General features: G+C 44.6%; 30 protein-coding genes and 1 pseudogene. 19 read left to right on the top strand and 12 right to left on the bottom strand.

All coding sequences use genetic code 11. The features are described 5' to 3' along the window. Positions 1 to 252: 252 nt before the first annotated feature. From ACE1CM_RS37870 to ACE1CM_RS37860, 3 genes and pseudogenes are all read right to left on the bottom strand, one after another. The gene (locus tag ACE1CM_RS37870; RefSeq protein ID WP_374884093.1) at positions 253 to 963 is read right to left on the bottom strand and encodes a hypothetical protein; all 711 of its coding nucleotides are present in this window, start codon (positions 961 to 963) and stop codon (positions 253 to 255) included. A 66-nt stretch (positions 964 to 1,029) separates the two neighbouring features. Then, positions 1,030 to 1,506 (bottom strand): annotated as a pseudogene (locus ACE1CM_RS37865) (tyrosine-type recombinase/integrase); the annotation flags it as partial. Positions 1,507 to 1,539: 33 nt separating this feature from the next. Next, positions 1,540 to 2,178, bottom strand: a complete 639-nt coding sequence (locus ACE1CM_RS37860) for an Arm DNA-binding domain-containing protein (RefSeq protein WP_374884092.1) — start codon at positions 2,176 to 2,178, stop codon at positions 1,540 to 1,542. Between the two features lie 332 nt (positions 2,179 to 2,510). Between ACE1CM_RS37860 and ACE1CM_RS37855 the strand changes: the two genes are divergently transcribed. Further along, positions 2,511 to 2,921: a hypothetical protein gene (locus ACE1CM_RS37855; RefSeq protein WP_226583393.1), complete on the top strand. Its 411-nt coding sequence runs from the start codon at positions 2,511 to 2,513 to the stop codon at positions 2,919 to 2,921. Between the two features lie 4 nt (positions 2,922 to 2,925). Further along, entirely contained in the window at positions 2,926 to 4,191 is a 1,266-nt protein-coding gene (locus ACE1CM_RS37850; RefSeq protein ID WP_374884091.1) for a glutamate-5-semialdehyde dehydrogenase, read from the top strand. A 114-nt stretch (positions 4,192 to 4,305) separates the two neighbouring features. Here ACE1CM_RS37850 and ACE1CM_RS37845 read toward each other — a convergent pair whose 3' ends face one another. Continuing rightward, positions 4,306 to 5,142, bottom strand: a complete 837-nt coding sequence (locus tag ACE1CM_RS37845; RefSeq protein ID WP_374884090.1) for an acyl-CoA desaturase — start codon at positions 5,140 to 5,142, stop codon at positions 4,306 to 4,308. Positions 5,143 to 5,222: 80 nt separating this feature from the next. On the opposite strand from ACE1CM_RS37845, the gene ACE1CM_RS37840 reads away from it, so the two are divergent. After that, positions 5,223 to 6,452, top strand: a complete 1,230-nt coding sequence (locus tag ACE1CM_RS37840; RefSeq protein WP_374884100.1) for an aminotransferase class I/II-fold pyridoxal phosphate-dependent enzyme — start codon at positions 5,223 to 5,225, stop codon at positions 6,450 to 6,452. 197 nt (positions 6,453 to 6,649) lie between these two features. Here the strand turns inward: ACE1CM_RS37840 and ACE1CM_RS37835 are convergent, their stop codons facing one another. The 4 genes from ACE1CM_RS37835 to ACE1CM_RS37820 all read right to left on the bottom strand — a co-directional run bounded on the left by ACE1CM_RS37835 (position 6,650) and on the right by ACE1CM_RS37820 (position 8,194). Further along, the gene (locus ACE1CM_RS37835; RefSeq protein ID WP_374884089.1) at positions 6,650 to 7,087 is read right to left on the bottom strand and encodes a hypothetical protein; all 438 of its coding nucleotides are present in this window, start codon (positions 7,085 to 7,087) and stop codon (positions 6,650 to 6,652) included. 103 nt (positions 7,088 to 7,190) lie between these two features. Then, the gene (locus ACE1CM_RS37830; RefSeq protein ID WP_374884088.1) at positions 7,191 to 7,538 is read right to left on the bottom strand and encodes a hypothetical protein; all 348 of its coding nucleotides are present in this window, start codon (positions 7,536 to 7,538) and stop codon (positions 7,191 to 7,193) included. A 174-nt stretch (positions 7,539 to 7,712) separates the two neighbouring features. Further along, positions 7,713 to 7,859, bottom strand: coding sequence for a hypothetical protein (locus ACE1CM_RS37825; protein ID WP_374884087.1), 147 nt, complete (start codon positions 7,857 to 7,859; stop codon positions 7,713 to 7,715). 101 nt (positions 7,860 to 7,960) lie between these two features. Next, positions 7,961 to 8,194 carry a helix-turn-helix domain-containing protein gene (locus ACE1CM_RS37820; RefSeq protein WP_374884086.1) on the bottom strand — a complete coding sequence of 78 codons (234 nt, stop codon included), beginning with the start codon at positions 8,192 to 8,194 and terminating at the stop codon, positions 7,961 to 7,963. A gap of 295 nt (positions 8,195 to 8,489) precedes the next feature. On the opposite strand from ACE1CM_RS37820, the gene ACE1CM_RS37815 reads away from it, so the two are divergent. The 3 genes from ACE1CM_RS37815 (at position 8,490) to ACE1CM_RS37805 (ending at position 10,121) form a co-directional block, all read left to right on the top strand. Continuing rightward, complete coding sequence (locus tag ACE1CM_RS37815; protein WP_374884085.1) at positions 8,490 to 8,828, top strand: helix-turn-helix domain-containing protein; 339 nt, start codon at positions 8,490 to 8,492, stop codon at positions 8,826 to 8,828. Between the two features lie 4 nt (positions 8,829 to 8,832). Beyond that, a complete protein-coding gene (locus ACE1CM_RS37810; RefSeq protein ID WP_374884099.1) occupies positions 8,833 to 9,741 on the top strand; it encodes an RNA-guided endonuclease InsQ/TnpB family protein in 909 nt (302 codons plus the stop codon). Positions 9,742 to 9,812: 71 nt separating this feature from the next. Continuing rightward, a complete protein-coding gene (locus ACE1CM_RS37805; RefSeq protein WP_374884084.1) occupies positions 9,813 to 10,121 on the top strand; it encodes a hypothetical protein in 309 nt (102 codons plus the stop codon). 121 nt (positions 10,122 to 10,242) lie between these two features. Here ACE1CM_RS37805 and ACE1CM_RS37800 read toward each other — a convergent pair whose 3' ends face one another. The 4 genes from ACE1CM_RS37800 to ACE1CM_RS37785 form a co-directional block, all read right to left on the bottom strand. Continuing rightward, positions 10,243 to 10,647: a hypothetical protein gene (locus ACE1CM_RS37800; RefSeq protein ID WP_374884083.1), complete on the bottom strand. Its 405-nt coding sequence runs from the start codon at positions 10,645 to 10,647 to the stop codon at positions 10,243 to 10,245. Between the two features lie 54 nt (positions 10,648 to 10,701). Beyond that, the gene (locus ACE1CM_RS37795) at positions 10,702 to 10,965 is read right to left on the bottom strand and encodes a hypothetical protein (protein WP_374884082.1); all 264 of its coding nucleotides are present in this window, start codon (positions 10,963 to 10,965) and stop codon (positions 10,702 to 10,704) included. Between the two features lie 624 nt (positions 10,966 to 11,589). Further along, positions 11,590 to 13,599: a pentapeptide repeat-containing protein gene (locus tag ACE1CM_RS37790; RefSeq protein WP_374884081.1), complete on the bottom strand. Its 2,010-nt coding sequence runs from the start codon at positions 13,597 to 13,599 to the stop codon at positions 11,590 to 11,592. Between the two features lie 249 nt (positions 13,600 to 13,848). Next, positions 13,849 to 14,157 carry a hypothetical protein gene (locus ACE1CM_RS37785; RefSeq protein ID WP_374884080.1) on the bottom strand — a complete coding sequence of 103 codons (309 nt, stop codon included), beginning with the start codon at positions 14,155 to 14,157 and terminating at the stop codon, positions 13,849 to 13,851. Between the two features lie 92 nt (positions 14,158 to 14,249). Here ACE1CM_RS37785 and ACE1CM_RS37780 point away from each other — a divergent pair, with 92 nt between their 5' ends. The 13 genes from ACE1CM_RS37780 (at position 14,250) to ACE1CM_RS37720 (ending at position 26,440) form a co-directional block, all read left to right on the top strand. Beyond that, a complete protein-coding gene (locus tag ACE1CM_RS37780) occupies positions 14,250 to 14,486 on the top strand; it encodes a hypothetical protein (RefSeq protein WP_374884079.1) in 237 nt (78 codons plus the stop codon). A gap of 194 nt (positions 14,487 to 14,680) precedes the next feature. Continuing rightward, positions 14,681 to 16,234 carry a cation:proton antiporter gene (locus ACE1CM_RS37775; RefSeq protein WP_374884078.1) on the top strand — a complete coding sequence of 518 codons (1,554 nt, stop codon included), beginning with the start codon at positions 14,681 to 14,683 and terminating at the stop codon, positions 16,232 to 16,234. A 433-nt stretch (positions 16,235 to 16,667) separates the two neighbouring features. Next, a complete protein-coding gene (locus tag ACE1CM_RS37770) occupies positions 16,668 to 17,945 on the top strand; it encodes a DUF389 domain-containing protein (RefSeq protein WP_374884077.1) in 1,278 nt (425 codons plus the stop codon). Between the two features lie 20 nt (positions 17,946 to 17,965). Beyond that, on the top strand, positions 17,966 to 18,784 hold the full coding sequence (locus tag ACE1CM_RS37765) for an ion transporter (protein ID WP_374884076.1): 819 nt from the start codon (positions 17,966 to 17,968) through the stop codon (positions 18,782 to 18,784). 156 nt (positions 18,785 to 18,940) lie between these two features. Further along, positions 18,941 to 19,684, top strand: a complete 744-nt coding sequence (locus ACE1CM_RS37760; protein WP_374884075.1) for a CpcT/CpeT family chromophore lyase — start codon at positions 18,941 to 18,943, stop codon at positions 19,682 to 19,684. Positions 19,685 to 20,004: 320 nt separating this feature from the next. Next, a complete protein-coding gene (locus ACE1CM_RS37755) occupies positions 20,005 to 20,853 on the top strand; it encodes a helix-turn-helix domain-containing protein (protein ID WP_374884074.1) in 849 nt (282 codons plus the stop codon). Between the two features lie 170 nt (positions 20,854 to 21,023). Further along, the gene (locus ACE1CM_RS37750; protein ID WP_374884073.1) at positions 21,024 to 21,206 is read left to right on the top strand and encodes a hypothetical protein; all 183 of its coding nucleotides are present in this window, start codon (positions 21,024 to 21,026) and stop codon (positions 21,204 to 21,206) included. 9 nt (positions 21,207 to 21,215) lie between these two features. After that, complete coding sequence (locus tag ACE1CM_RS37745) at positions 21,216 to 22,139, top strand: hypothetical protein (protein ID WP_374884072.1); 924 nt, start codon at positions 21,216 to 21,218, stop codon at positions 22,137 to 22,139. Positions 22,140 to 22,446: 307 nt separating this feature from the next. After that, complete coding sequence (locus tag ACE1CM_RS37740) at positions 22,447 to 23,031, top strand: YdeI family protein (RefSeq protein ID WP_374884071.1); 585 nt, start codon at positions 22,447 to 22,449, stop codon at positions 23,029 to 23,031. A gap of 6 nt (positions 23,032 to 23,037) precedes the next feature. Then, positions 23,038 to 23,943 (top strand): DMT family transporter, encoded by a 906-nt coding sequence (locus tag ACE1CM_RS37735; RefSeq protein WP_374884070.1) that lies wholly within the window; start codon positions 23,038 to 23,040, stop codon positions 23,941 to 23,943. A 120-nt stretch (positions 23,944 to 24,063) separates the two neighbouring features. Then, positions 24,064 to 25,047 (top strand): phosphotransferase enzyme family protein, encoded by a 984-nt coding sequence (locus ACE1CM_RS37730; protein ID WP_374884069.1) that lies wholly within the window; start codon positions 24,064 to 24,066, stop codon positions 25,045 to 25,047. A 256-nt stretch (positions 25,048 to 25,303) separates the two neighbouring features. Then, positions 25,304 to 25,990: an NADPH-dependent F420 reductase gene (locus ACE1CM_RS37725; protein ID WP_374884068.1), complete on the top strand. Its 687-nt coding sequence runs from the start codon at positions 25,304 to 25,306 to the stop codon at positions 25,988 to 25,990. Positions 25,991 to 26,026: 36 nt separating this feature from the next. Next, positions 26,027 to 26,440 carry a hypothetical protein gene (locus ACE1CM_RS37720; RefSeq protein WP_374884067.1) on the top strand — a complete coding sequence of 138 codons (414 nt, stop codon included), beginning with the start codon at positions 26,027 to 26,029 and terminating at the stop codon, positions 26,438 to 26,440. Positions 26,441 to 26,444: the final 4 nt, after the last annotated feature.

The raw sequence follows: 26,444 nt of genomic DNA, 5'->3' as shown, positions 1-26,444 counted from the left end.
CCATCTCGTTCATTACTTACTTGAGATGTGACCGGACTCGCTTTGAGCCTTTTACGTGAGGGTAGAGGGTGTGAATGCTATAGGAGAGTCGGCTCTCCGTACTAAACGACCAGTTCAGGTGGCGCTAACCTGTCACGAATGAGGTACAGGAGGAGTGTTACTGTTACTGTTACTGTTACCGTTTACGTGCTTGCTGTGGAAACCATAGGATGTCTAAAATCCGTTAGACGGGTTTTCATGCGGTTCCCAGCCTCAACACAGACTGTCGCTACACTGGCGCGGATTGAGTGCCGCTGACAGGTTTACCAGGGTCGATAGTGGGACGGTTGCTTGCCGCTTCGCCGGTAGCCAGTCCTTCCCTTGTTGCTTCTGGACATCTATATAGGACTGATCAAATGTCACCCACCTTATCTTTCCACTTGTATACTCAGAGGGGTGAACAGCGGTCTTCCTGATGGCTCGATACCCTTTTTCGTGAGTCATCAGAAGAGTTGGAGGCTCACCAGCCAAAAACCAGTAAGGACTACTGTTGGCAGGTATGTAATCGGATGATATTTCGTTAGCGAGTGCAGCGCGAAGTTTTGCCATTTCCTGACCTGTTGGAGGTGATGACAATTCTGACCAGTAGATACATTCAAGGCTTCTTAATGACTTGCTTTGTCGCCTGATCGCCTGAAGGTAATAAGAGTCAAGATAAATGGGATGAAGCTCGTAATTAAGCCATTCAAGGGGATTAACTGCTATCACTTTGTTGATCCGCGCCCATTGATAGCAGTTGTACAAGTCTTTAAAGATGCTCAGGAACTGCTTGGCGCTCTGGCTTTTCAGCAACTCATCAACAATCATTTGTGGCTCGCTGATACTTGCTAGTAGACTTAATTTTTTCTCAATCCTCTTGCATCTTGCGTTGCTGGCTTTAGTGCCATAGTTCCACAGGTAGTAGGCAGAGTATTTTCGCCACAATTCAAGTGCTGAAAACTGATGATTTTGCCTTGTTATCTCCAGGGATGTAAAGTGAATTTAATTAATTTAATTTCCCCCCAAATTAGGGGTAAGTATTTCGTTATTCGCACCAGCGTAATGCTTGTAGATAATCTCAGGTGAATTCCCTACCCACTTAGCAACAGTTGCTGTATCAACCCCTCGCCTCAAACAGTCTGTAATGAATGTATGACGGGTGTTGTATTGACTGCGATCTGAAATCCCTAGCCCCTCTAGGACTGGCTTCCAGGCTCGGCACAGAAAGTTTCTGGCAATAATTTCTTTATCGTTGGGAGAGGTAAAAACAGGTGCGTCTGGGTTAACGTTTTCAGGCTTGATTGACTGCAACAGTCCTACCAAACAAGGGGGACAAGGGAACTTTCGGTATTTACCTGTTTTGGTGTTCTTTATGATACGTTTACTGGTGCTAACAGATTCGCAGAAAGTGATAGCTTCACAATCATTAGAAACCTGTTTCCATTTGAGTGCTATTGCTTCACCAGTCCTGCATCCAGTCCAAAATAATAACTTGACGAAAGGGGTGTAAACAGACGCATATTAGTGTTTATATAAACCGTAAATGATTGCTTCCCTGTCTACTTCACTAAACGGTTGAATGTTTTGGTAATCTGCATCTTTTACCTTGATATCGTTACTGATTCCCTCAAACGGGTTAGCATCCAGCAGCTTTGATTTTTCTGCCCACTTACCCATTGCATTTAGCTGAGTCAAAACATATTTGGCTGTTTGAACACTGTTAGTAGCTAGCAGGTAATCCCTGATTGCAATTGCATTATCAGTCACACCTTTGGGAAGCTTTTTGATGTGATTTGCTACCTGAGCGTATTTAACCCTTATGGTAGTCTCAGCTATTTGACTTTTTTTGAATTGTGTGTATCGTTCCCACAGGTCGGAGAATGATGTTTTGGCTAGGGTAAGTGGAGAAGAAATTATTGCTTTCTGCCTCTGAGGTTTATACTTCTCCAGGGTCGGGTCAAACCTGTCCCATGCCAAATCGGATTCGATTAGTGCTGCCTTGGCTTGTGCGACCTTCCTGTTGGCAGGGGTATCAGCCAGGGAGAGGGATAGGACATGACGTTTACCGGTTGCGGTAAATCGAAGCTGAAGACAACCGTTACACGACCTCAGCGTTACCCGCCCTTTCTGTCGTTTGGTGGTGATTTTAGTGTCTGTCATGGGCTAAACAAGGGATAAATTGCCCTGCTAGCCCACCAAAACCCTACCGTGCCTGGATGTTACGTCACCTTGCCAAGGTGAATGTCGCGCGTTCGAATCGCGTTGCCCGCTTTGAAATATAATAGGCAAAGGTTAAGGCTAAGCAAGCTGACTACCTAAAATAGTCATACAATTTTTTTTAGAGACAAAAGTTTCAGGGCTAAAATAATAAAAATACCATCGTTGCCCGTTGGGGCAAAAGGAAACCCACGTAGCACTAGATGGGGAAAAGGACGGCTATCGGCCTTTTTCGTTCTAGATTAATATAGAATCGGTTTAATATACGACCGCTTGTGTCATCTCCAAAATCTGAAAAAATTGATTTAAATACAGACTACCCCTGTCCCTGCGGACGGAGGGGGCGTTTAGTGCCGATAACGCTGACAGAAGCTTTTGGCTGTAATAAATGTCAGCAGATTTTTGTGGTGGAAGAGAATGGGCAAGTCATCGAGCAACTATCGACCACCTACCCGTACAAGAAAGCTTGGCTGTGGACGGGGAGTCGGTGGCAGCGCGCCCATTCGGGTTTAAAAGAGCACTATTTACCCTTGACGATTGTTATACTCTTAGTGCCGCTAGTGATATGGCTGCCGCTGGCGTGGCGCTCGGCTTCGGGGTCGGCGAATATCGTCCCCTGGGTATTGCTGGCGCTGATCTTAGCAGTATTGCCAGCGCTGATTCTCTGGCTAGCTTATAGGCGTTAGGGTTATGACGGGTGATTCATCGCGTGCTGCACCGGATCTGATCGCGATAGTTCGTCGCGTCTATCAAGCTGCTTTGGAATTGGGAACAACCAGAGGCGCGGATCGCTCCCGTGCGGTGCGATCGCTGGCGCTGGCGCTGAAGCATTCGGCAGATAATATTTTGGAAGCGAACACCCTCGACTTGGAAGCAAGTCGGGAAATGGCAGTACCGGAGTTAATTTTAGACTGGCTGAAGTTGACGCCGGAACGCCTCCAGACGACGATTCAAATGCTGGAGAGGTTATCCGAGTTATCCGATCCGATCCGGAAGGTGATGAATGCGTCGTATCAGCTGGAACACTCGCAAACTTATTGTCAGCTGATGCCATTGGGAACGATCGCGTTAATCTACGAAGCGTTTCCGGAGTTAGGAGCGATCGCGGCGGGGTTATGCATCAAAACCGGGAATAGTTTAATTCTGCGAGGTGGTAGCGAGGCGAGCCATTCTAACGCGGCGATCGCCGAAGCGTTAAAATTAGCCTTGGATGATTGCGGGATGCCCCCAGGATGTCTGGAGTTGCTACCCGCTGAGCAAGGATCTTCCCTACAAGATTTAGTCACCCAAGATCGTTATGTGAATCTGGTGATTCCCTACGGTCGTCCTAGTTTAGTACAGCAAGTCGTGCGCTGTGCAACGACGCCGGTTTTAAGATCGGCAATGGGTAACTGTTACCTATATTGGTCGCCTTCCGGCAGTTTGGAACTCGCTCGCTGGATGATTTTAGACTCGCATCAAAGCGAACCCGATCCGGTGAATGCGATTGAAAAGGTTTTGATCCATAGCAACCAAAAACCCTCGTCGTTAGCGATGCTTTGGAATAATTTAAAGGAAAAAGGCTTTAAAATTCGAGGGGATGCCGAACTGGTGGCTGAGTTCCCGGAATTAACCCTAGTAGATGATAAGGAATGGAGCGAACCTTATTTAACCAAGACGGTGGCGTTTAAGCGAGTCGAGAGTTTGGATGCAGCGATCGCCTGGATTAATCGATACAGCAGCGGTCATGCCGACTGCATTGTCACCGAATCTTACCAAGAAAATCGCCAATTTGCTCTAGGGGTCAATAGCGCTTCGACTTATATTAATGCCAGTCCGCGTTTTTCCCGCAATCCGTCGCGAGGCGACGCCGTTTTTTTAGGCATGTCGAATCAAAAAGGACAGCGGCGCGGGTTTATTAGCTTAGACGCTTTAACCACGCTCAAGCATATCGTGCAGGGAAATGGAAGATTTTAGGTAATGGCTAATGGCTAATGGCTAATGGCTAATCGGGCAATTAAGAGGAAAGACTGAAATCTTCTACCTCTCCCTCTACCAATTAGCAATTAGCCATTAGCAATTAGCCATTACCTATTTTTCCACCAATTTGACTTTTGTTGCCAAACCGAGTGCTTGTAGCAATTGAATCGTCATCCAAGTGATGTCAATTTCCCACCATTGCATCCCGTGACGGGCAGAATATTGGAAGGTGTGGTGATTGTTGTGCCAACCTTCACCATAGGATACTAACGCCACCCACCAGCAATTTGTAGAGCGATCGCCAGATTCGTAAGTACGATAGCCAAACTTATGAGTAGCGCTATTAACGAACCAAGTGCAGTGAAATGTTACCACGAGGCGAACAAAAATGCCCCAAACTACGAAAGACCAACCGCCTAATAAGTAAAGCACAAGTCCAAAGGCGACCTGAATCGGGATAAAGTATTTCTGCAAGAACTGGTAAACTGGGTCATCGGCGATATCTTTGGTGTAGCGGGAAAGATCTAAATCTGCTGGATCGACATAGAACATCCAAACGATATGACTCCACCAAAAACCTTGATTAGAATCGTGCGGATCTAGAGTTTGATCGGAATATTGGTGATGTATGCGGTGCGATCCCACCCAGTTAATTATCCCACCTTCGCAAGAAAGCGTACCGCAGAAGACTAAAAAATACTCTAACCACTTCGGTACTTGAAAGCTGCGGTGGGTAACCAAACGATGCCATCCTAAAGTAATTCCCAATCCACCTGTTACCCAGTGGAAAAAGACAGCGAGGGCGACTGCTGCCCAGCTAAAATTACTCGGTAACAAAGCAAACATAGCACCGATGTGGACGGCTGCTATAAACAAAAGAACACCCCATTTGAAGCGATGGGGCAAACTTTCTAGCGGTTTTTCTTCAGTTGTGGTAGCAACAGTCATGCAATAACCTTAAAATGTTTTTTCCAGTCCCCGCTGCGCGAATTGAAAATCCGCGTACTTTTACTGTCAATGAGGAATTAATGAATAGCTCTCAACAGGTGCAAGCCGCAGAACAGGCACTATCCCCAATTTTTGCCAAAATAGACGCGCAGGTCAAGCAAAATCTCAAACGAGTTTTACAAGCGTTTCGCCGCCATCGGGTGGGGGCGCATCACTTCGCGGGTGTCAGCGGATACGGACACGATGACATGGGACGCGAGGTGCTGGATAAAGTCTTTGCCGATGTGATGGGGGCGGAGGCGGCGGCGGTACGGGTACAATTTGTTTCAGGGACTCATGCGATCGCTTGTGCATTATACGGCGTCCTCCGTCCTGGTGACGAAATGCTATCGGTTGTGGGTTCTCCTTACGATACGTTAGAAGAAGTGATAGGCTTGCGCGGGCAAGGACAAGGTTCTTTAAGCGATTTTGGCATCAAATACCGGGAATTGCCTCTAACTGGGGAAGGAATCGTCGATTGGAATGCTCTTTCTCAAGCGGTAAAAGAGAACACTCGTCTAGTTTTAATTCAGCGTTCTTGCGGTTATTCTTGGCGTCCGAGTTTATCGATTGCGGAAATCGAGAAGATAGTTTATTTGGTCAAACAACAAAATCCCCATACTGTTTGTTTTGTCGATAACTGTTACGGCGAATTCATCGAAACCCAAGAACCCACCCACGTTGGTGCGGATTTAATGGCAGGTTCGTTGATTAAAAATCCCGGCGGGACAATTGTCACAGCAGGTGGCTACGTTGCGGGTAAAGCAGATTTAGTCGAAGCGGCTGCTTGTCGCCTGACTGCACCGGGAATTGGTAGTGCTGGCGGGGCGACATTTGACCAAAATCGATTGCTATTTCAAGGGTTATTCTTAGCACCGCAAATGGTGGGGGAAGCGATGAAAGGCAATCATTTAACTGCCTATGTTTTCGATAAATTGGGATACCCAGTCAATCCATTGCCTTTAGCACCAAGGCGGGATGTAATTCAAGCGATTAAGTTGGGTTCTGCGGCAAAACTTATTGCTTTTTGTAAGACTATTCAACAGCATTCGCCGATTGATTCTTATGTCGAACCGATTCCTTGCGAAATGCCGGGTTATGAAAGTCAGGTGGTGATGGCGGGGGGTACTTTTATTGAAGGGAGTACGTTAGAATTTTCCGCCGATGGGCCATTGCGGGAACCATATATTGCATTTTGTCAAGGGGGGACGCATTGGTCCCATGTGGCGATCGCATTAGAAGCTGCGATTGAAGCGATTGGACCTGCATAGATTTTACAGAAAGAAACGCCAAGATCCCCCAGGCTTTAGCCTGGGGCTACACAAACAAACCCTGGCGTAGCGGGCTGAAATCTTTGTAGGCTGCTCTGGCAGCCAAAGTTTGTATAGCGATACCCTTTAGGGTATCGGCTTTTTGACCTTCGTGCCGCGTGCCGTGGGCATAGATATTGTTAAAGAAACCCGGTTTCTCAATCAGCTGAGAGAGTTATCAAAGGAGAGTCGATATTTATCTGCCAATTTTCATCAACAAATTGCAGATTTTCATTAGAAGTTATGGTCAGTTTGCCAATATTTTGTGTCGCATTAGCGTTAGACAAATTTTCAGAAGCTATTCTGTCAGCTTGGAGAACAAATTTAATTTGAATCCAACGTTTTCTGCCTGTAACACCAATCCCACTGCTGACTAACTCGGCAGACAGAGAACGGGGTAAGGTAATCTCTTGATAAAATTCATCTTGTTCATCCCAGTAACCGCAGACTTTATAATCGCATAATTCCAGATGTTCTGTTACAAGAGAGTTGGCATCTATATTTTCTAATACTTCAGTTAAATCTTGCCAAACTGGGTGATTTTTTAACTCAATTATCGTCATAATTCGTTGACTAATGGCATAATTTTCAGCCATAAAGGTTAGCCATCTCTAAAGATCGATCAATTGCGGTAAGCATGGGGTCTGGAGATAAAGCTTCTACATCCATAAGTTATTTTACTTTCTCAAAAATTAAAACTTATTCTTCTTTTTGATCCGTTAGCTTATCGTAAAAATAAGGATCGGAAAACCTTTTTTGAAATGCTATTTTTAATAATCCATTATTATAAAATTTAAACCTCCAATACTGAGACATTCTGTTATCAATCATCTCAAATAAAGGCGCAGGAGTTTGTATTGGATAATAGGTAGAGTTATCGTCGCAAATATAATACCAAACCGTTCCCTGCCATTGTTTGAGAGCATAAACAGTATATTCTTTGCCAACTGTTAGCGTCAACTCGGTTTCTTTTTTATAACCTCGTGCCGGAGCGATGTAACTTGAGGGAAGAGATTCACCAGTATTAGCAATACAACGAATTCTCATAATTGAGTTACCTCATTGGTTTTTAGGTGCTGTTTTAGGGTACTGTCGTTTGAATTTAAATTCAACATCTTGGAGCGTTGTAATATTGCGGAATCAATGCACTTGTACCGATGCTCCATCAATGACAAAGGCTTGGTCACTTGTCATTTTATACCAATCTTCAGGATTTCCCCCCTAGTTTGCTACCAATATAGGAGCATCTCCGAGTGGATCGTCTATTCCACCCTGAATTGTTCTACCATTGCCAGCTTTAGCGTCTTGCAAGAGGAGTTGCTCTTTTAAGTTTCTGGGAGTCTCATCGGGAATTGCACCTATAGTCACGATGGGTTAATGATAAGGGTTTGGCGATCGCCCATCTCAAAAAATATAGCGATGGTAAGAAAAAGGAAACGTCAACGGCAACTAGAGAATAAGTTGCCGTTTCAGAGACTAGGGAAATTTACCCCAAAATCAACACCTAACACCGCTTCAATCTTCCGCAGTGTTTCTTCTGGGACACTTTCATTCTTCTCTTGCTCGATTCTGTACCAGTTAGCTGTAGACATGCCAACTAAGCCGCAAATTTGGGTGAGCGATCGCTTGTCTGCTTCTCTAGCTTCCTTAATCTTGTTCCCCAGTCCAGGGACTTCCACTGCTTGAACTCTTTCTACTTTCATAATTTTTTGAGTGCATCATAGTTTGGGTATAATATAGCATACAATAGTTGACAAGTGCAAAGCATTCAGTAGATAATCAGTCATAAGAGAGGGGCGATCGCTCCCGCCAAGAAGTGAATCGCCCACTCTCACCCCCATTCTTAAAGGGCTTACCAATTATGACTCAAAAACTCGAAGATAGTTGCACTTCCCATAACGGTAAAATCGAAATCAAGCTAGATTGTCCGTTGACTCAGCCTTGGTTCTTTATCGGAGCGAGGGTGCATGACTAAATAATTAAATCGCCGGACAAACTTTGACAATAGACCATTTCATCTATGTTAAAATTTGGGCATGTATAGGTCAAGTTAGCAAGAGCGAGATGCGATTGGGTTTCAAAACCAAACTGAAAGTAACTGTTGTTCAATCACAATTGTTGGCTCAACATGCTGGTTACAGCCGTTGGGTTTATAACTGGGCAATTGCGACAATTGAAGATTTTTATCAGTCTGGTGTGAAACTAAGCTGCAATGATGCTCGTAAGTTTTATACAAACCACGTTAAGCCAGAATATGCTTGGATGAATCAAATGTCATCTAGGGTTTACGTGTATGCGTTTGATCAGCTAAAAGCAGCATACAAACGTTTTTTTTGATGGGATTGCAGCCCTACCTACTTTCAAAAAGAAAGGTAAGTCAAAAGACTCTTTTACGGTTGATTGGAACGGTAGAGTCAAGCATATTGAAGGCAAAAGTATAAAATTACCAGCACCAATCGGGACTATTTATACTTGGGAAAAATTGCCCTGTGTTGAGAGCAAAAAAGTGACAATCTCCCAGGCGGCAGATGGCTGGTACGTATCTTTTAACTATGAGGTTCCTGACATTTCACCAAGAGAAATAAGTAATAAGAATGATATAGTTGGTGTCGATTTAGGCATCAACAGTTTAGCTTGTGCTGTGACTGCAAACACAGTTGAGACATTCCAAAACCCGAAAAAGTATCGAAAATATCAAAAGCAGTTAGCGAGGTTACAACGACAACTACAAAGAAAAACCTTTGGTAGTAAAAGACAGATTAAGGCTAAAAACAGATTAGCTAGATATCACAAGTATATTGCAGATACTCGGCGCAACACCACTAACTATTTGACTACTTCCCTATGCAAGAACCACGCCGTGGTAGTCATTGAAAATCTTAATCCTAGTGGCATGTTACAAAACCATAAATTGGCTAGTGCCGTGGCAGATTGTGGATTTGGCGAAATTGAACGACAGTTCAAATATAAAGCCCAAAAATTTGCTAGCAGGTTAATACAAGTCGATCGATTTTATCCCTCGTCTCAATTATGTCCTGTCTGTCAGGCTAGGCATAAAATGCCATTGCATGTTCGCACTTATACATGCTCTTGTGGTTATTCTAGAGATAGGGACGAGAATGCTGGGTTTAACTTGTGCTTATATGGTTGGAAGACAATATTCCCTGATGGAATAACCGGAGAGTTACCCGGTTGCGATCGTGGAGGGTTAAAGCTGCCGACAGCACCCGTTGAAACGATAAAAGAGTAAAAGGAAAACCTGGGTTTGTCCAGGTTTGTCCAATGAAATTATAACTGCAAGCGACTTCCGACACCAACTCGTTGCAAGGTCAAATCGTTGGGGTCAAACTCGCGGAACAGGGATGGTCTTACCTGATCCGCTGTCAGTGTTTAGAATGCTGGTGCGCTGAGGAAAATCTCATCCCGGTTGTTGAAGGACAGGGAGGGATCAAATATAAAGACCGATGGTTTATTACGGCTCAATCCTGGGGCGATGCGTTCGTCTACAAGATTTATGACCCCCAAACCGAACTGGAATCTACGGGATTGAGCCTTCATGCTAGTTATGGGGATGCGATCGCTGCGGCGAGGAAGTTCTTAGAGCGAGAGTTTCCCTTTGTTGCTGCATAGCTAGTCTGGAAATAAATTTCAGGCTGAAAGCTAAAATCCCTTAAAATTCAGAGCTTGAACCAGTTTGATCGCCCGCCCGGAAATCAATTTCTGGGTGGGCTAATACCATAGTGGCGATCGCTCAATTATCTGAGATAATTATCAAAGGAGAGTCGATATTTATCTGCCAATTTTCATCAACAAATTGCAGATTTTCATTATAAGTTATGGTCAATTTGCCAAGATTTTGCGTCCCATTACCATTCGACAAATCTTCAGAAGCCATACTGTCAGCTTTGAGAACAAATTTAAGTTGAATCCAACGTTTTCTACCTGTAAGACCAATGGAACTGCTGACTAACTCGGCAGACAGAGAACGGGGTAAGGTAATCTCTTCATAAAATTCATCTTGTTCATCCCAGTAACCGCAGACTTTATAATCGCATAATTCCAGATGTTCTGTCACAAGAGAATTAGCATCTAGATTTGCTAATACTTCAGTTAAATCTTGCCAAACTGGGTGATTTTTTAATTCAAGTCTGGTCATAAATCGTTGAAAATTAATGTTATGTTACAAAACCGGGGAAGTGTAAGATTCCATCTATGATTTTTCCGTGGAAGCGGCGCCTCCTTTTCCTAGCACTTTTGATTTTAGCTCGTAGCCGTCTACTTCAGAAGGAACAAGACCAATGCTACCGCGAGGGGGAACAGTTCCTTTTTCCATCGCTTTTAAATGTTTGTTATTTTGGTCATCTTTGATTCCGAGTTGTATTTGAGTTTGACCAAAAGATACTAGCAGCCCATTAGTTGTTTGATATATGGTATCAGGCTGAATATCTGCCCAGCTATTGGGTAGAGGTTCCATTTACTTCGTTGGCGATCTGAAGATGGGAAGGTAATTCTATTGTAGTGGCGATCGCCATCAATTTTAGGTCAGTATTGGACTGGCGATCGCTCTGGTAAAATGTGCGCGATCGCGGACATTTTTAGCGAGCGCTTAGATTTTACAGAATACCGGTTTCCTAAGAAAAACCTGGATTCTGATCAAAGCTTGCACCAGTCTCATAGCCCGCCCGGAAATCAATTTCAAAGGCTTTTAGCAAAAGTCCATTAAAATAAACTGAAATCCTTGTGTAAAAATGTCTATTCTTCTTTATAGGACTTTAGCTATCAGCCAGGTAATTTATTCCCTGGCTGGCTAATGCCACAGGTGCAAGTTCTCAATTTCAACCGACTAAAACCATTGTTTTATAAAGTTTTCAGTCCTGTTCAGAGGACTTTCGCTATTAGCCAGCGATTTGAATCGCTGGCGGATGAGAAAACTGATGCAATATCTAAGGCGATCGCACTAGATGGGTAAACCTAAAAACTTGGCGATTAGCGGCAATAATTTAGTACAAGCTTCTGCTAAAGTAGCGACACTGGGCAAACTTGCCACTGTCCCTTTCAAAATCTTCATCGCCGTTTTTGCAGATTTTTGCGTTGACGCTTATTGAGGATTTTTACCTGCCTCTGCTAACGCTTTTACTTGCTCTAATGCTTCAGCTTTATCCTCATCAGATAAGTTGGTTTCCGCTTCAATTGCTGCTTGCAACTCTGTTAACAATTCCTTGATTCCAGGTTGGTCAGGTTCGGGAGATTCGGGTAACTGATTGATGGTATTAGTAACAGTGCCACTAATATCCATCTCACCTAAATTAAATGCTTGTCCGCTAGCATTAAAATCTCTGCCCACGCTGCCAATTTCAATTTTACGGCTTTGGTCAGTACTTTCATTCATAGATTTACTCTCCGATGATGCGATAGCTTCATTATTAACATTAATCGGTCTGCTAGCCAGCCAACCAATAATTTCTTTCAGATCTACACTTTTCTCGCGATAAATTTCAATTTCCTTATCTTTGGCTTGCAATTGAGCTTTATATCTTTTTTCTACCGCTTCCAGCGCCAGTTGATAGTTTTGCGTAAATTCACTATGAATCTTTTCCTTATTAGTATCGGGAGGAACGCTGACTCTGACAACAACCACCCCATCGCCTTTGTTTTCAATACTCTGGATAGCAAGTTCAGTGCCTTCATTTTCCACTTGCACTTTTTTGAAGGCGGCGACAAAGGCTTTCCAGTCAATTCCTTTATCAAAAATTAGGTCAACCGTATTTAAAACCTCTTCAAACAGCTTGGTAAATTCTCCGGGTTTAAATTCGCCACTGCTGGGACGGCGTTCGCGGTCATCGGTTCCTGGTTTGGGGTGTTCTAGGAGATAAACAAATCTACAATCAACGTTATCTAATTTGGTGCTATTTTCAATATTCCATGCTTCTACACGAGCGCCTGTCATGCGAGCGTTGGTAAAGTCAGTGCTAATTGCTTGAGTTAGAGTCAGATTTGCCCAGTCTAAATTGGCTCCTTGAAAAGTTGCTTCAGTGATATCGGCTTCTTTGAGATTGGCATTTGTGAGGTCTGCTCCTTTTAGGTTAGCGCCTCTGAGATTTGCGCGAGTGTATGATTTATCTCTGCCATTGCCGCTGATGAGTAAATTGAAAACAGCTTGGTTCGCTAATATCGAATTGCCAACTCTGGCAAGGATAAGTTTTTGTGCCTCATAAAAGCGAGTGCGAGTCAGATTTGCCTTTCTAAAATCTGTGTTTCTTAGTATTGCTTGATTGAAATCGGCATCGGTTAAATCAGCACCGCGAAAATTTGTGCCGCCTGTAGCAGCGAAGGCAACGGCAATTTTGCGAACAAAGGCGTATTTCTCATCTCCAGCTAAGGCACGCCAAGCTATGTAAATACCCAAAACCACCACTGCCGCTGCCACTGGTGTTGCCACTGCCGCTGCCGCTGCCACTACCCCTACCGCTGTCAGTGTAGCTACCGCTATTACTGCTACTACCACTGTCACTGTCACTGCCGCTGTCGCTGCCACTGCTCTTGTCACTGCCGCTGCTGTTGCCACTATCACCGCCACTGCCACTGCCGCTGCCACTATCGCTGCCACTACCACTGGCATTGTCATTGCGATTGTCGCTGTCGTTGACGCTGGCACTATCGTTGCCAATGCTATTCCCACTACCGCTGACCCTGGCACTGTGACAGCCCCTAACACTACCACTGCCGCCAGACCTTTGCGAATAGTGACAATAAAGACAGCTGCAAGCACTATTAATATGACCAAACCAGGAATAATCGTGAATTCTTTCATCACGATAGGAGTGAAGAAAAGTGCTACCAAAAAACCAGCCAAGACTGAAAGTAATCCCGATATTGCCGATAAAAGTAATGAGAAGATTACCAGAAAAATTGCCCAGCGGCGTTGCAGTCCCGCTTTGGCATGGCTCAAGTTTGCAGCTTTTAAGATGGCATTGGTAAAATTTGCACTTCGGATATCTGCGTGGGAGAAATTCGCACCTGTGAGGTTTTGACCTTTGAAGTTACGTCCTCGGAGATTTTGACGGGAGAAGTCTTGGGGCATCGCTGATGGCGGAAGACTCGATTGCATATTTATACAGGCAGACTCAGCGATAATCCGGAATGTTGCAGTGCGCTTGCTGTGGAGTATGCAGCAGGACTTACGCTTGGGCGACCTAGAAACCGGGTTTCTTTGCTTAAGTTCTGTGCAGGTTGGATGCGATCGCCTAAATACAACTACTAGCTAAAACTAGCTTGATATTCACTATGAGAAAAAGTAAGCGATATGCCTCCCAACGCTAGCGCGATCGCACATTCATCGTTCACCCTCCAATGATATTCAGCCTGAAATCTGACGGAGATCGACTGTGGTAATTTCAGTGAATCGTTTGAAACATACCTGTTGATCTTCCCGTTCTCGGTAGATGCTTTCGCGGCTGATTGCTTCATCCGATAATGGCGGCGCTTTTGCAAGAGTTGGACTTCTGCCCAATTGATAGAGGAGCGCTTTCCATTCTGGTTCTGCTTGAGTTGCCAAATGGCTTTCAATTAAGGATTCTAGATAACTCTCGACAGAGACTTTCTGCATTCTGGCTTGGGCAATCAGACGGGCTTCGATTTCTGGTTTGAGGTCAAGTTTAATGCTCATGGCTATCACATTTTGGCTCTTGATTAGTCCTGTGTAGATTGTATGCGATCGCCTAAATACAAGTACTAGCTAAAACTAGCTTGATATTCAGTATGAAACAAAGTAAGCGATATGCCGACCGCACGCTGCGCGTGAAGCGAAGCTATCGCGCCAGCGAATCTCACAAAAATCCGCTGAAGATATCCCAACAAATCTACCGCCGACACCCTCAAGGGTGCGGCTACACAAACTCAGCCCGCCTGCGCGGGCTAAAACTTTTACAGCCTGCCTACGCAGGCTTTGTCTGTCTAGCGACACGCTTTAGCCGACACCCTCAAGGGTGCGGCTAAACAAACTCAGCCCGCCTGCGCGGGCTAAAACTTTTAAAGCCTGGGAAAAGCCTGCGAAGGCAGGCTTTGTTTGTGTAGCGACACGCTTGGTGGGTGTCAGCTACTGGCAGATTCCCACCTCAAGAGAGTCGCGTGCAACGCAATATTATGATTAAAATCGGTGTTTCACACTCACCTGAAAACAGATCCTAGCAATGAGCGAAGTCGCAATTGAAGAAAACCTAAAACAATTTCTGCTAGTGCTGGCAGTTTCCCTAAGTGTAGCCACGCTGCCACAAGTTTTTAGTTGGTTTCGCCGCATTCCCTATACGTTATTACTGGTAATTGTGGGATTGGGACTAGCGTTAGTTGATGTGCGCTTGGTGAATCTCTCACCTGGATTAATTTTATTCATTTTTTTACCGCCGCTGTTGTTTGAATCGGCTTGGAATTTAAAATGGTCGGATGTCAAGCAGGATTTAGTGCCGATTTGCCTTTATGCGGTAATTGGAGTTGTAATTTCAATTGCCGGAGTTGCTTTTGGTTTAAATCAACTGGCTGGTATTTCCCTGACTACTGCTTTGCTGATTGGGGCTAGCCTTTCTGCGACTGACCCGGTTTCGGTGACGGCACTGTTTCGAGAGTTGGGAGTTGGAAAGCGTCTCTTAACCTTAATGGAAGGCGAAAGCCTTTTTAATGATGGGATGGCAGTGGTTGCCTTTAATTTTTTGTTGGCGTTTTCTTTGAAAACAACCGCTCTGAATTGGCAACCGATTCTGGTGGAACTTTTTACTGTTGTGGGGATTGGGATTGGCGTCGGGAGTTTGATTGGTTTTGGGATTTCTTATTTAACCCAACGCTTTGATTTACCTTTAGTAGAACAGTCTTTTACTTTAGTTTCTGCCTATGGGACTTATTTAATTACCGAAAATTTGGGCGGTTCGGGGGTAATTGGCGTTGTGACGACGGGGATGATTTTGGGTAATTTTGGTTCGCGGATTGGGATGAATCCCCGCACTCGAATTATTGTCACCGAGTTTTGGGAATTTATTGCTTTTTTCGTGAATTCGATTGTGTTTTTATTGATTGGGGATCAGATGCACTATCTGGTTTTAGGGGAAAACTTGCCTGCGATCGCTCTCACCGTAGCCGGGATGATTGTAACCCGCGCGATCGCTATTTACCTACTCAGCAGTTTGAGCAATTCCCTAGTCGCTTCGTCCATTCCTCTCCCCGAACAAACCGTGCTTTGGTGGGGGGGATTGCGCGGATCGGTGGCGATCGCTCTAGCATTAAGCGTACCCGCCATTCTACCTGAGCGGGAAAAAATCGTTGCTACTGTATTTGGGGCAGTATTGTTTACCCTGCTAGTGCAAGGATTCACGATCGAACCTTTGTTAAAAAAGCTACAACTATTGGGCGACCAACCATTGCGCCAGCAATATTTAGAAATAACTGCTCGTCAGGCTGCCTTAAATCGGGTGCTGCAATACCTATCTCAAAGAGAAAAGCCGCTTGGAATCGAGCCAGAGTTTTATAACTATCAGGAATCGCTAATAAAAGGAGAACTGGCACGCCTAGAAGCAGAAATTAAACAGTTAGTCCATGAATACCCGAATTTGCGAAATTTTACCGCTGAGCAATTAAAAGGGGAATTGCTAGCAATTGAAGCCGATACTTATGCTGAGTTTCTTCGTACTGGTCGGTTAAATAAAGAACTTGCTCCTTTTTTATCAGAGGATTTGGCAGAGAGCGAGAAATCGAGTTGAAAAATCAGGATTTATAAGATGTCCGTTCAATTGCCGATAATTAAAAAAATTTCACCGCGTCGTTGCGTAGGGACACGGCATCATAGATATCTCCGACACAGATAACGTTAATAATGCCGTGTCCCGGCTGATGATTATGGGTAATCTTAAGGACATGATATTACGCAAGACGATCCGAGAAACCGGGTTTTTTCGCCGGTTTCTAGTTCTAGAGCCACTTTTCTAGAAACCCGGTTTCTTTGGCTAAGTGCTGAAAATACTCCCTTAGTTAGGAGACTTCGCCACAAAAATCCGCGACTCTTACAGCTGATTGCACTCTTTATAAGGTACAGCCTTAAGGCTTTGTTTGTGTAGCGGCAGCATTAATGCTGCCCGCACACCGCAGCGGTGTACCTCATGGGGCTGAAATCTGCTGTAGCGGCTGGAGGATGATATGCGTCAGCTAATTATCGAAGTGCCAAGGGGTTGCGGACAAAGGGTTCTCGACATCGCGAAGTCTCACAATGCGGCTAACGTGGCACAATTTGAGGCAAAAAGTAGTGATGAACTAATCGACTTAACTATCGTCCACGTTTCTAACCGACAGGTCGAGAAGCTGTTGGCAGATTTGCAAGACTTGCCAGAATTACACATCACCTTGCTTCCTACAGGCGTAATCGCATTAAAACCCCCCGCAAACGAAGCACCGCAGCAAGTCACGAATGTTGAAGAACGCAGTCCGATTGAGATTTTTCTGTCTGGGTTGCAAAGTGTTGGTTCTTGGCGCGGGTTTTTGGGGTATGCAGCCGTAGCCGGTTTTGTGGTCTGGATTGGGTTGTATACAAATACAAGCTACCTGCTGGTAGCGGCGATGCTGATTGCGCCTTTTGCAGGCCCAGCGATGAATACAGCCATAGCGACTGCACGAGGCGATCGCATTCTCTTGGGGCGCAGTCTTCTACGTTATTTTGCGGCACTTGCTGTCACAATTACTACTGCATGCTTACTTAGCCTGATACTGCGGCAAGAAATCCCTACCAGCTTGATGCTCGATAGCAGCAAGGTTTCAGCGGTAGCGGTGCTGATACCGTTAACTGCTGGGGCTGCTGGGGCGCTGAATTTGGTACAGTCAGAGCGCAGTAGTCTGGTATCCGGGGCAGCTGCTGGGATGTTAGTTGCGGCTTCTTTGGCTCCTCCGGCGGGAATTGTGGGCATGGGGACTGCGCTTGGCAGGTGGGATTTGGCGATCGATGCGCTGTTTTTGCTGTTGCTGCAATTAGGCGGTATAAATTTATCGGCTGCTTTATTATTCCGAATTTATGGATTATCCACTCAAGGAACTCGCTATCAACGCGGTCAAAAATGGGTGACCCGTTCTGCGCTTGCGATTACGGTAGTAGCGCTAATCGGTCTTTTAACCTGGCAGTTTTCTAATTCTCCTAATCTAGAACGTTCTAGCCGCGCCCAACAAGCTAATGCAGAAGTTCAAAAGGCGGTCGAGCAAGTTGGTTTAGCACAATTAGTTGAGTCGAACGTGCGCTTTACCCGACCTAATATTCCAGGACAAAATACGCTACTTAGCGTCGTTTATGTGCAGCGTAAACCGGGAGTTAAGCAATCGGATGAAGAGATTAGTAACCGCATTAAGAGTGCAGTTCAAAAGCGCTTAAAAGAGCAAGGGTTTAATGTGACGCCGTTGATTGATGTAACTGTGTTGGATCCTGGTAGATGAGATTTGCGATCGCGTAAAATATGACCAACCGAAACCTTGCCGAAAAACAAGCCCTAGAACAAGAGCGCAACGAGATTTTACAACAGCTAGAAGATTGGCTGGAAACTCCGATGCTGGTGCTGGCATTTGTGTGGCTAGCCCTATTTATTATTGAATTAATTTGGGGATTAAACCCCCTACTAGAAGTCGTTAGCACTACGATTTGGATTATCTTTATTGCAGATTTTCTAGTTAAACTCGCCTTGGCTCCCCGCAAAATTTCCTATATCAAAAGCCATTGGATAACGGCTTTTTCTCTGCTATTGCCTGCTTTACGTACTTTTCGGATTGTACGAGTTTTGCGAGCATTCAAAACAGCAAGGGCTGTGCGGAGTTTGCAACTGTTGCGAGTCATGACTGGCACCAATCGAGGAATGCGGGCATTAGCTGCGAGTGTAACCCGTCGCGGATTTGGTTATGTCGTAGCACTAACGATAATTATTACCTTGGTAGGTGCAGCGGGAATGTATGCATTTGAAAAAGATGTCGCCGCTGGTTCCTCCGGGTTAAATAATTACGGCACTGCCTTGTGGTGGACGGCAATGCTGATGATGACAATGGGTTCGGAATATTGGCCCAAAACGCCAGAAGGTCGCATACTTTGCCTTGTTTTGGCACTCTATGCTTTTGCGGTTTTTGGTTATGTTACTGCTACTATTGCCACGTTTTTTATCGGTCGCGATGCGGAGGATGACGAAGCAGAATTGGCAGGAGCAAAATCAATTACAGCACTTCAATCGGAAATTGCTGCGTTGCGGGCTGAGATTCAGCAATTGTTGAACCAGAATTCACAGTCTTAATTCAGCGGTGAAGGTGCCGTACACCGATCGGGAAGCACCCTACATGCTACTTTATAAAGTTGGCGATCGCATAACATATGAGAAAACCAAACAGCGATCGTGTTATAGTTTCTCTACCTTTGTAGACATTTTTCGCTCAGGATGAGGAATTGAGTTATGAATAAGCTAAGAGCTTACACTCTCACAGTGTTACTGGCAACTTTAACATTTCCCCAACAAAGTCGTGCTGCTACCCTAGCTCCACCACCCATACAAACACAGGTTCAGGAGGTAGCGAGGTGGTTTACTGGATTCTTCAATAATGCCGAACAGGTGGAAAGCAACCCTGCTGTGCCATTTATTAGTATGACAAATTGTAATGTGCAACTGGCTGGTGAAACACCAGCTACTGGAGTTGAAAACATTTATTTGGAACAGCAAAGTACTGCTTTTGATCGCCTGCGCTTCTATTCTTTTAGTCCAAATAATTCCACAGTCGAGCTAAGCATTCGTAGTTTCGTCAACAGCAATATTTTACGCGGACTGTGCAATCTTCCACAGCCGCAGCGGGTGATTAACATTAACAACATAGCTACAATTAGCTGTGACATTCAATTAATGTGGGAACCGCTTCGCTACGTAGGAAGTAACGCTCCCAATGGCTGTCCTACTTTTGCTGGTGGTAAGGTAGTTTCTAACGTCAGCATTTTGGAAAACAGCGTTTCCTCATTAGATACTATCTTCAATGCCAGAGGCGATATAGTTGTCAGCACTCCCATCGAATTTCGTCGAATTAGTTCTATCCCCGAACCATCCTCTACTTTAGGATTTCTCGCTCTGGGTATAGGTCTGGCTGGTGTATCATTCTCCAGAAAACTGCAACAGAAATCTACAGCTAAGGAGAAAGTTTTAGGACTTTAGCACAAGTCACGAGTTGCGGCGGTAACTATCCCCCTGGTTCTCGCTTCGGTGAAGATCGCCAAGAACCCTATCTGCGAACAATTTTTTGGTCATTTGGAATTACGGATGTACAGTTTGTCAATGGGAGCAATCTGGTTTTAGGAGACCGAGAGCGCTCTATTTCAACTGCTCAAGCTAATCTTCAAACTCTCGCCACTCAATGGTAGATTGAGTTGATTTGAACGTGCTTTTGAACAAATCTGAGCTTCAGCAATTGTTGAATCAGCGGTGACGGTGCGTTACACTGCGTTAACGCACCCTACTAGCTGTGCCAAATCTCTATGGTGTTTCCCAAGTCCGAGCAAACCCCAGCGATTTTGAGACGTGAGTGGGATGGTTTGACAGTCGAGTATGGTCGGCTTGATGCCGTGGGGGAATTTGATTTTGCCATGCCTAAGCAGATTTTAAGTGTTGCCTTTGCACCCCACGAGCAAGTTACCTGGTCGCTGGATGGTGGTCAGCGCCAAAGTACGAGCTTACCGGCTGGCAGTGTATTTGTATATGGGCAACGAGAGTTTGTTTGGCATCGTCGAGTAAAACCGAGCGAGTATATAAATTTGACACTCGATCCCGCTTTGTTGCAGACTATCGCCACAGAGAACGGGTTATCCTCAACGACCCAAATCGAGCATCGAGTCATCTTTCAAGATCCAACGATTCTGCATGTGGCGCAATTGTTGAAAGCCGAGGTTCTCAATGGAGGGCTGGCTGGTAATCTATATGTGGAATCGTTGCGGAATTTATTAGCGGTTCATTTACTCAGAAACCATACCAAAGTCTTAGTGAAGCCAACAGTTGAAGCGGGTCATCTGGATGGTTTGAAACTCAAACAATTGAAGGATTATATAGAAGAAAATTTGGCAGAAGAGTTATCAATCGGCACCCTAGCCGCCCAAATTCCCATGAGTCAGTTTCACTTCGCTCGCGCCTTCAAAGCTGCAACTGGAGAATCACCCCATCGTTACATCATGCAGCGCCGAATCGAACGGGCAAAGATATTGCTTTCGGTAGCGCGACTGACGGTAGCAGAAGTCGCCTATCAGGTTGGTTTTTCCAATCAAAGCCATTTTACCGCCCAGTTTCGTAAAGCAATTGGGATGACTCCAAAACAGTTCCGAGAGTGTGCATAATTAGCAGTGGTTGAGGTGCCGTACTCTGCTGGCTAACGCACCCTAGCGTAAGTAACCCGGATTTAGTATTACTGGCGATCGAGATTGCCTAATATATTGCGGATTGCTATACTGTAAAGCCATTAGTAAAATTGATAACTGGTAACTGTTGTTGAAGGTAAAAAAAACACATGAAATTTTCTTTTGGAATTGAGCATGAAGTTGCTTTCCTCAACGATATAGGAAAATTTGCTGATTTTTCCTGCACTCAATTTCAAGACTTTGAGCAAATTATCGAAAAATTCCCAATTTATCAAGATGACTACAGTCAATTAAGGAGCAAAGATGCTGGAATTAAAATCAAGAGATGGTAGATCGAAGGTTTGGAAAGATTTGCCGATTCTGACGAAGTGATTGATTGCATCCCGAAAGGAATTGAAATTAGAACTACGATTCATGGAGATATTCAGATCGCGATCGCCGAACTAACAGAGAGTTTTAATCTTCTGCGTCAAATCGCTGCCCAGTTTAATTTTACTCCAGTATTGGTGAGTTTTAATCCTTACCATGCAGTGTTTGAACCGCATCCTCCATTAAACGATTACGAACTTAAAAGAAGACAAATTTACCCGGAAAAACAAACAGCAATTATTCCGATGCTCACCTTGGATCCAGACTTAAATATTTCCATTCCGGGTTGCTCTAGCGAACATTTAATCGCTCTGGGCAAAAAACTAACTTATTACAGTCCTTATATTGTGCCGTTTAGTTTTAGTTCACCCTTCTACAAAGGCGATTTATGGGGAGGTTTATCAATCCGAACATTTGTCAGAACTGGAGCTAGACCTGCGACAATGGTCTTCTTAGAAAAACGGGAAGATTTAATTAAAAGCACGCCTTCTTTGCCGAAAGTCGCTCGAATTCCAGCAGAAAGGGGGAGAATTGAATTTAAAGCCTTTGATAGTTGCGATGATTTTCAGCTTTATGGGGCATTGTTGGCTTTATTAAAAGGCATAATCTTAGACGAATCGCTGCCTGGTAGAATCATGATACCCGACGCAAAAATGCATCAACTATCAGCCAGTAAAGGATTTGATCGCCCAGATATTTTTTCCGAAGCAACCAAGGTTTTACAAGCGGCTGAGGCGGCGTTAAAAGATGATGGTGATGTTGAATTATTAAGCCGGTTAAAAGAGAGTTTATCACAGCGAAAAACTCCAGCAGATCGACTGATTGAGCGGTTTAAAAGTTCTAGAAGTATTGCAGCGGCATTGCAGCAAACTTATATCATGTCCACAGATGCCTAGCCACTGATAGCGATTTCAATTAAATCTTCAATCAACTTCCCCCAGACCATCTTCTAATAAAACTGTCACTTTCCCTTCACCGATACAATTCACGTGCAGTTTGCGGCAGCCCACATCTACCAGTACACCACAGCAGTAGGATGCGTTAGCGCAGCGTAACGCATCGCATCACCTCTAGGAATTGATGCGTTACGGCGATCGCTGTAACGCATCTGACAAAATATACAAAATCATATATTATTTAATTCGCATTCCTCATCAATATTCAGCTTCAAAGCAGTTCCGAGAGTGTGCCTGATAGAACAATATGCCAAAATTTGAAGACCAACTTGACATGGTTTATGCGAGCGATCGCGATTGCTGGCGACGATGGTTAGAGCAAAACCATCAAGACGCGATCGGAGTTTGGTTAGTCTATTACAAAATCAAAAGTGGAAAACCCAGCGTGCAATACAGCGAAGCTGTCCAAGAAGCACTGTGCTTTGGTTGGATTGACAGCAAAGTTCAATCCTTGGATGAAGAGCGTTATCGACAAATCTTCACGCCTCGAAAACCAAAAAGTGTGTGGTCAAAATTAAACAAGCAGTATATCGAAGAATTGATTGCTCAAGGGAAGATGACCGAAGCCGGGTTAGAAAAAATTGCACTGGCAAAACAAGATGGTTCCTGGACGAGTTTAGATGAGATTGAAGCACTCGTCGTTCCAGCAGACTTAAAAAAAGCTTTAGAAACAGATGATGCTGCAAACAGAAACTTTGAAGCATTCAGTAACACAATTAAGAAAAATATCCTCCTTTGGATTCAAAGTGCTAAACGTCCAGAGACCAGGTTGCAAAGAATCGAGAAAACCGTGAGTTCAGCCGCTCAAAACAAAAATCCATTACGGCGCTAAACCTGTATGACTCAATTTAACCTGGACAGCAAAGGCTTAATAGCAGCACTGTGTGCCGCAGCTACGTGGGGTATGGCAGGGATATTTGTCCGGTGGCTTCCAGGGTGGTCCCCTTTTGCAGTTCTGGCAGGTCGCTTTTTAGTTGGCACTGCTGTGATGCTGCCGATACTTTTATTAGCACCAAGTATCCGACATAATCTTACTCTTTCCCTTCGCACTCCACCGATTTGGTGGTTGAGTTTGCCAGCTATTGGGGGTTACGTATTGGGTACGACGGCATTTCAGATGGCACCTGTGGGGGAAGTTACATTGTTATTCACGACTTCACCTTTGTTTATTATTACCTACAAGTACGTCGTAGGCTTACACATTCAACGAAGTGAGAGCTTTGGAATGTTACTAGCTATGGCTGGAGTCAGTTTGATCGCTCTCCCTCAGCTATCTATTGATAAAGCTACCTCTTGGCAAACAATGCTAGGCTATCTTTTGGCATTAGCTGCTGCTGGTTTGGTTGCACTTTACACATTTTGGTTTAATACCCTTGCCAACCAGAACATTGCTCCCAAATCGATAAATATCGTTTTTGTTACCTGTTTGCTTGGAAGCGTTCTATCTCTGTTTTGTGCAATCTTCTTCTCTAAACTATCAATTGGAATCAGAATTGATAGCCAGGTTATCCTCGTATTGTCAGGATTGGGGATCTTATCCACTGCTCTGCCATTTTTATGTTACACAGTGGCGGCTCAGCGTTTACCAGTTGTACTGACAACTGCAATATTGCTGTTAGAGCCAATGTTTGCCGTGTTATTTGCATCTATCGCTTTACAAGAAATTCCGTCGTTTTGGTTTGGTATTGGCAGCATACTGGTTCTCTGGGGATTGCTATCAATTGCCAGACCAGCAGCAGAATAAATCAGGACTAAAGCTGCGTGTCACAATCGGTGGTTGGTGCGTGACGCTACAAGTCTCATTGCTACAGAAAAAATATGCCAGCCCTTGTAAGTCCTATAAATGTCTTTCAAACCTGTAACTATGAATGCAAAAATTGCTCAAGCCATTCTGACTTATTACGATTTACCCAATGCTCAACTGGCATTCTTAGGGCAAAGCCAAAACACTACATTTAGGGTTGAGACACCAACAGGGGATAAGTTTTTGCTGCGCCTCCACGTCGGAATCGAGATTGCTAGCGATGGTGCCGATGATATTTGGAGAAAGCCATCAGTTATTGAGTCCGAGTTATTATGGCTGAATGCGATCGCTAACCAAACTAACTTAACCGTACCCCAACCCGTACAGAATAATTTGGGCCAATGGTTAACCAGCTTTGTTAGCTCAGAATTTGAGTATCCCATATCATGTTCCTTGCTGCGGTGGGTTGAAGGCGAACATCTTAAGGGCGAACCAACAGCACAACAAGTTCGCCAGTTGGGTATGTTAATGGCGCAACTACATCAACATGCAAGCAATTGGTCGTTACCACCAGGTTTTAATCGTCCCTCCCACGACGTGGAACAGCTTAAATCTGCAATATCTCAACTTGGTGTCTTGGTGCAAAACGGTACAATCTCAACAGATGATTATCAAGTATTTCAACAGGCTACCGCGCAAGTGCAAGAATTTATGTCTAGCCTTCAACAAACGCCTGATACTTGGGGCTTAATTCACGCCGATCTGCATCAAGGAAACTACGTTATCTACGACGAAGAAGTCCGCCCTTTTGACTTTTCCCGCTGCGGCTTTGGCTTTTACCTTTATGATATCGGTGAATCGCTTGGAGACATTGACGCATCGCTGCGTTTGCACTTCTTCGAGGGTTACGCGAGCGTTAGGGCATTACCAACAGATTATCAAACAATCGTTGAAGCATTCTTCATCGGAGCAACTGTGGAAAACTTTGCTTTTCTCAGTGCCAACCCGCAAGAACAAGATTGGCTTTCTCGTGCTGTACCTTATGTTGTTAAAAATCACTTGCAATCGTATCTAAACGACGCAACTTTCCTGTTTCAAATCTGAACAACTAATCAACCCCTGCACAACAACCACGCTGCACCTCAAATTCCAAGGCTTCTAGGTTAGATTGATAGACTTGATGGGTTATATCATTTTACCGTCTTGATGCTACAGATTCGATCCCCCCTAACCCCCCTTGCCAAGGGGGGGACTGGAAAAGTTCAAGTCCCCCTTTTTAAGGGGGATTTAGGGGGATCTGTTGCCGATTGAAGGGAAAACTGTATTAGTTACAAACCTGTCTCTTTTGGGAGAAAAAACGATGAAGATTGGCATTATCGGCAGTGGCAATATGGGGCGTTCCCTGGGCATTCTGTGGGCAGAGCAAGGGCATGAGGTATTTTTTGGGGCGCGAACTGCCGAGAAGGGTCAGGCTGTCGCAGAGTTTGCCGGACGAGACACGCAAGGCGGAACGAACGATCAAGCGGCAGCATTTGGGGAGGTGTTGTTGTATTCAGCACGAGGAGTAAATCCGGCAGAGGTGTTAACTTCAATCGATGTTTTGGCGGGGAAGATCGTCATTGACCCCAATAATTCAACCATTCCAGAGGGTTTTGCCTACGAACCGATTGTTAAATCCCTTGCCGAAACTCTAGCCGAGCAAGTCCCCAAAGCGATCGTTGTTAAAGCTTTTAATACGATGGCACAAGAAGTGTTTGAACTTGCACCGGAACCTTTAAAAAAACATCGGGTTTCAGCGTTCGTAGCAAGCGATGATGCAACCGCGCGGCAAACGGTAATGAATTTGGCTGAGGAAATTGGATTTGTACCAATCGATTGTGGAATGCTTCGCAATGCCAGATTGATTGAAGGGTTAGGCGATTTCATTCGGTTTATGATTATCGGGCAGCAGCAAGGCGGCTATGCCACAATTTCAGTGAATGTGTTGCCAGAGTCTGAGTCAGAATCAAAACGACTGGGAGGACGACAACCTTCAGCTTTAAAATAGACTGCGAATAGATCTTCCTGCATTCAGGTAAAACCAATGAAACGCCAACAGATTCTGCTCTCAATTCTGATTGCCAATCTTATTTCAACTGGGTTGCATTATACTGAAAATGCGATTTTTGTTAGTCAATATCCTGGCCCGGATTGGTTTACAACTTCAGGCATATTTGCTACGGTTGCTTTGATGACACCTGTGGGGTTATTGGGCTATTGGCTCTACACTAAAGGTCAGCATTTTTGGTCTGATCTCGTACTCTGTATCTATTCGCTCACCAGTATTTCCAGCCCCGGACATTATCTCTATCCTGGTGCGATGTCGATGTCAGCAAAAATGCACAGTTTAATCTGGTTAGATGCGATCGCAGGCTACAGTTTACTGATATTTGTCTTTTGGTCTGCTGCTATCTGGAAAGAATGGCAACTGAAAGATTCGCAGAATCGCTCAGAATAATCAT

Origin of the sequence: Microseira sp. BLCC-F43 (assembly GCF_041929235.1) — a bacterium.
Lineage (GTDB): Bacteria > Cyanobacteriota > Cyanobacteriia > Cyanobacteriales > Aerosakkonemataceae > Microseira.
The sequence above is the reverse complement of the archived record's forward strand: the minus strand, read 5'-3'. Positions and strand labels throughout refer to the sequence as shown.

Bases quoted from the DNA above. Each gene is read 5' to 3' on its own strand.
- ACE1CM_RS37770 (WP_374884077.1), top strand. From the start codon at position 16,668: ATGCGTCAGCTAATTATCGAAGTGCCAAGGGGTTGCGGACAAAGGGTT.
- ACE1CM_RS37735 (WP_374884070.1), top strand. From the start codon at position 23,038: ATGACTCAATTTAACCTGGACAGCAAAGGCTTAATAGCAGCACTGTGT.
- ACE1CM_RS37820 (WP_374884086.1), bottom strand. From the start codon at position 8,194: ATGAAAGTAGAAAGAGTTCAAGCAGTGGAAGTCCCTGGACTGGGGAAC.
- ACE1CM_RS37850 (WP_374884091.1), top strand. From the start codon at position 2,926: ATGACGGGTGATTCATCGCGTGCTGCACCGGATCTGATCGCGATAGTT.
- ACE1CM_RS37740 (WP_374884071.1), top strand. From the start codon at position 22,447: ATGCCAAAATTTGAAGACCAACTTGACATGGTTTATGCGAGCGATCGC.
- ACE1CM_RS37720 (WP_374884067.1), top strand. From the start codon at position 26,027: ATGAAACGCCAACAGATTCTGCTCTCAATTCTGATTGCCAATCTTATT.
- ACE1CM_RS37755 (WP_374884074.1), top strand. From the start codon at position 20,005: ATGGTGTTTCCCAAGTCCGAGCAAACCCCAGCGATTTTGAGACGTGAG.
- ACE1CM_RS37860 (WP_374884092.1), bottom strand. From the start codon at position 2,178: ATGACAGACACTAAAATCACCACCAAACGACAGAAAGGGCGGGTAACG.
- ACE1CM_RS37730 (WP_374884069.1), top strand. From the start codon at position 24,064: ATGAATGCAAAAATTGCTCAAGCCATTCTGACTTATTACGATTTACCC.
- ACE1CM_RS37760 (WP_374884075.1), top strand. From the start codon at position 18,941: ATGAATAAGCTAAGAGCTTACACTCTCACAGTGTTACTGGCAACTTTA.
- ACE1CM_RS37775 (WP_374884078.1), top strand. From the start codon at position 14,681: ATGAGCGAAGTCGCAATTGAAGAAAACCTAAAACAATTTCTGCTAGTG.
- ACE1CM_RS37725 (WP_374884068.1), top strand. From the start codon at position 25,304: ATGAAGATTGGCATTATCGGCAGTGGCAATATGGGGCGTTCCCTGGGC.
- ACE1CM_RS37800 (WP_374884083.1), bottom strand. From the start codon at position 10,647: ATGACCAGACTTGAATTAAAAAATCACCCAGTTTGGCAAGATTTAACT.
- ACE1CM_RS37795 (WP_374884082.1), bottom strand. From the start codon at position 10,965: ATGGAACCTCTACCCAATAGCTGGGCAGATATTCAGCCTGATACCATA.
- ACE1CM_RS37840 (WP_374884100.1), top strand. From the start codon at position 5,223: ATGAATAGCTCTCAACAGGTGCAAGCCGCAGAACAGGCACTATCCCCA.
- ACE1CM_RS37835 (WP_374884089.1), bottom strand. From the start codon at position 7,087: ATGGCTGAAAATTATGCCATTAGTCAACGAATTATGACGATAATTGAG.
- ACE1CM_RS37765 (WP_374884076.1), top strand. From the start codon at position 17,966: ATGACCAACCGAAACCTTGCCGAAAAACAAGCCCTAGAACAAGAGCGC.
- ACE1CM_RS37780 (WP_374884079.1), top strand. From the start codon at position 14,250: ATGAAACAAAGTAAGCGATATGCCGACCGCACGCTGCGCGTGAAGCGA.
- ACE1CM_RS37790 (WP_374884081.1), bottom strand. From the start codon at position 13,599: ATGCAATCGAGTCTTCCGCCATCAGCGATGCCCCAAGACTTCTCCCGT.
- ACE1CM_RS37830 (WP_374884088.1), bottom strand. From the start codon at position 7,538: ATGAGAATTCGTTGTATTGCTAATACTGGTGAATCTCTTCCCTCAAGT.
- ACE1CM_RS37785 (WP_374884080.1), bottom strand. From the start codon at position 14,157: ATGAGCATTAAACTTGACCTCAAACCAGAAATCGAAGCCCGTCTGATT.
- ACE1CM_RS37845 (WP_374884090.1), bottom strand. From the start codon at position 5,142: ATGACTGTTGCTACCACAACTGAAGAAAAACCGCTAGAAAGTTTGCCC.
- ACE1CM_RS37750 (WP_374884073.1), top strand. From the start codon at position 21,024: ATGAAATTTTCTTTTGGAATTGAGCATGAAGTTGCTTTCCTCAACGAT.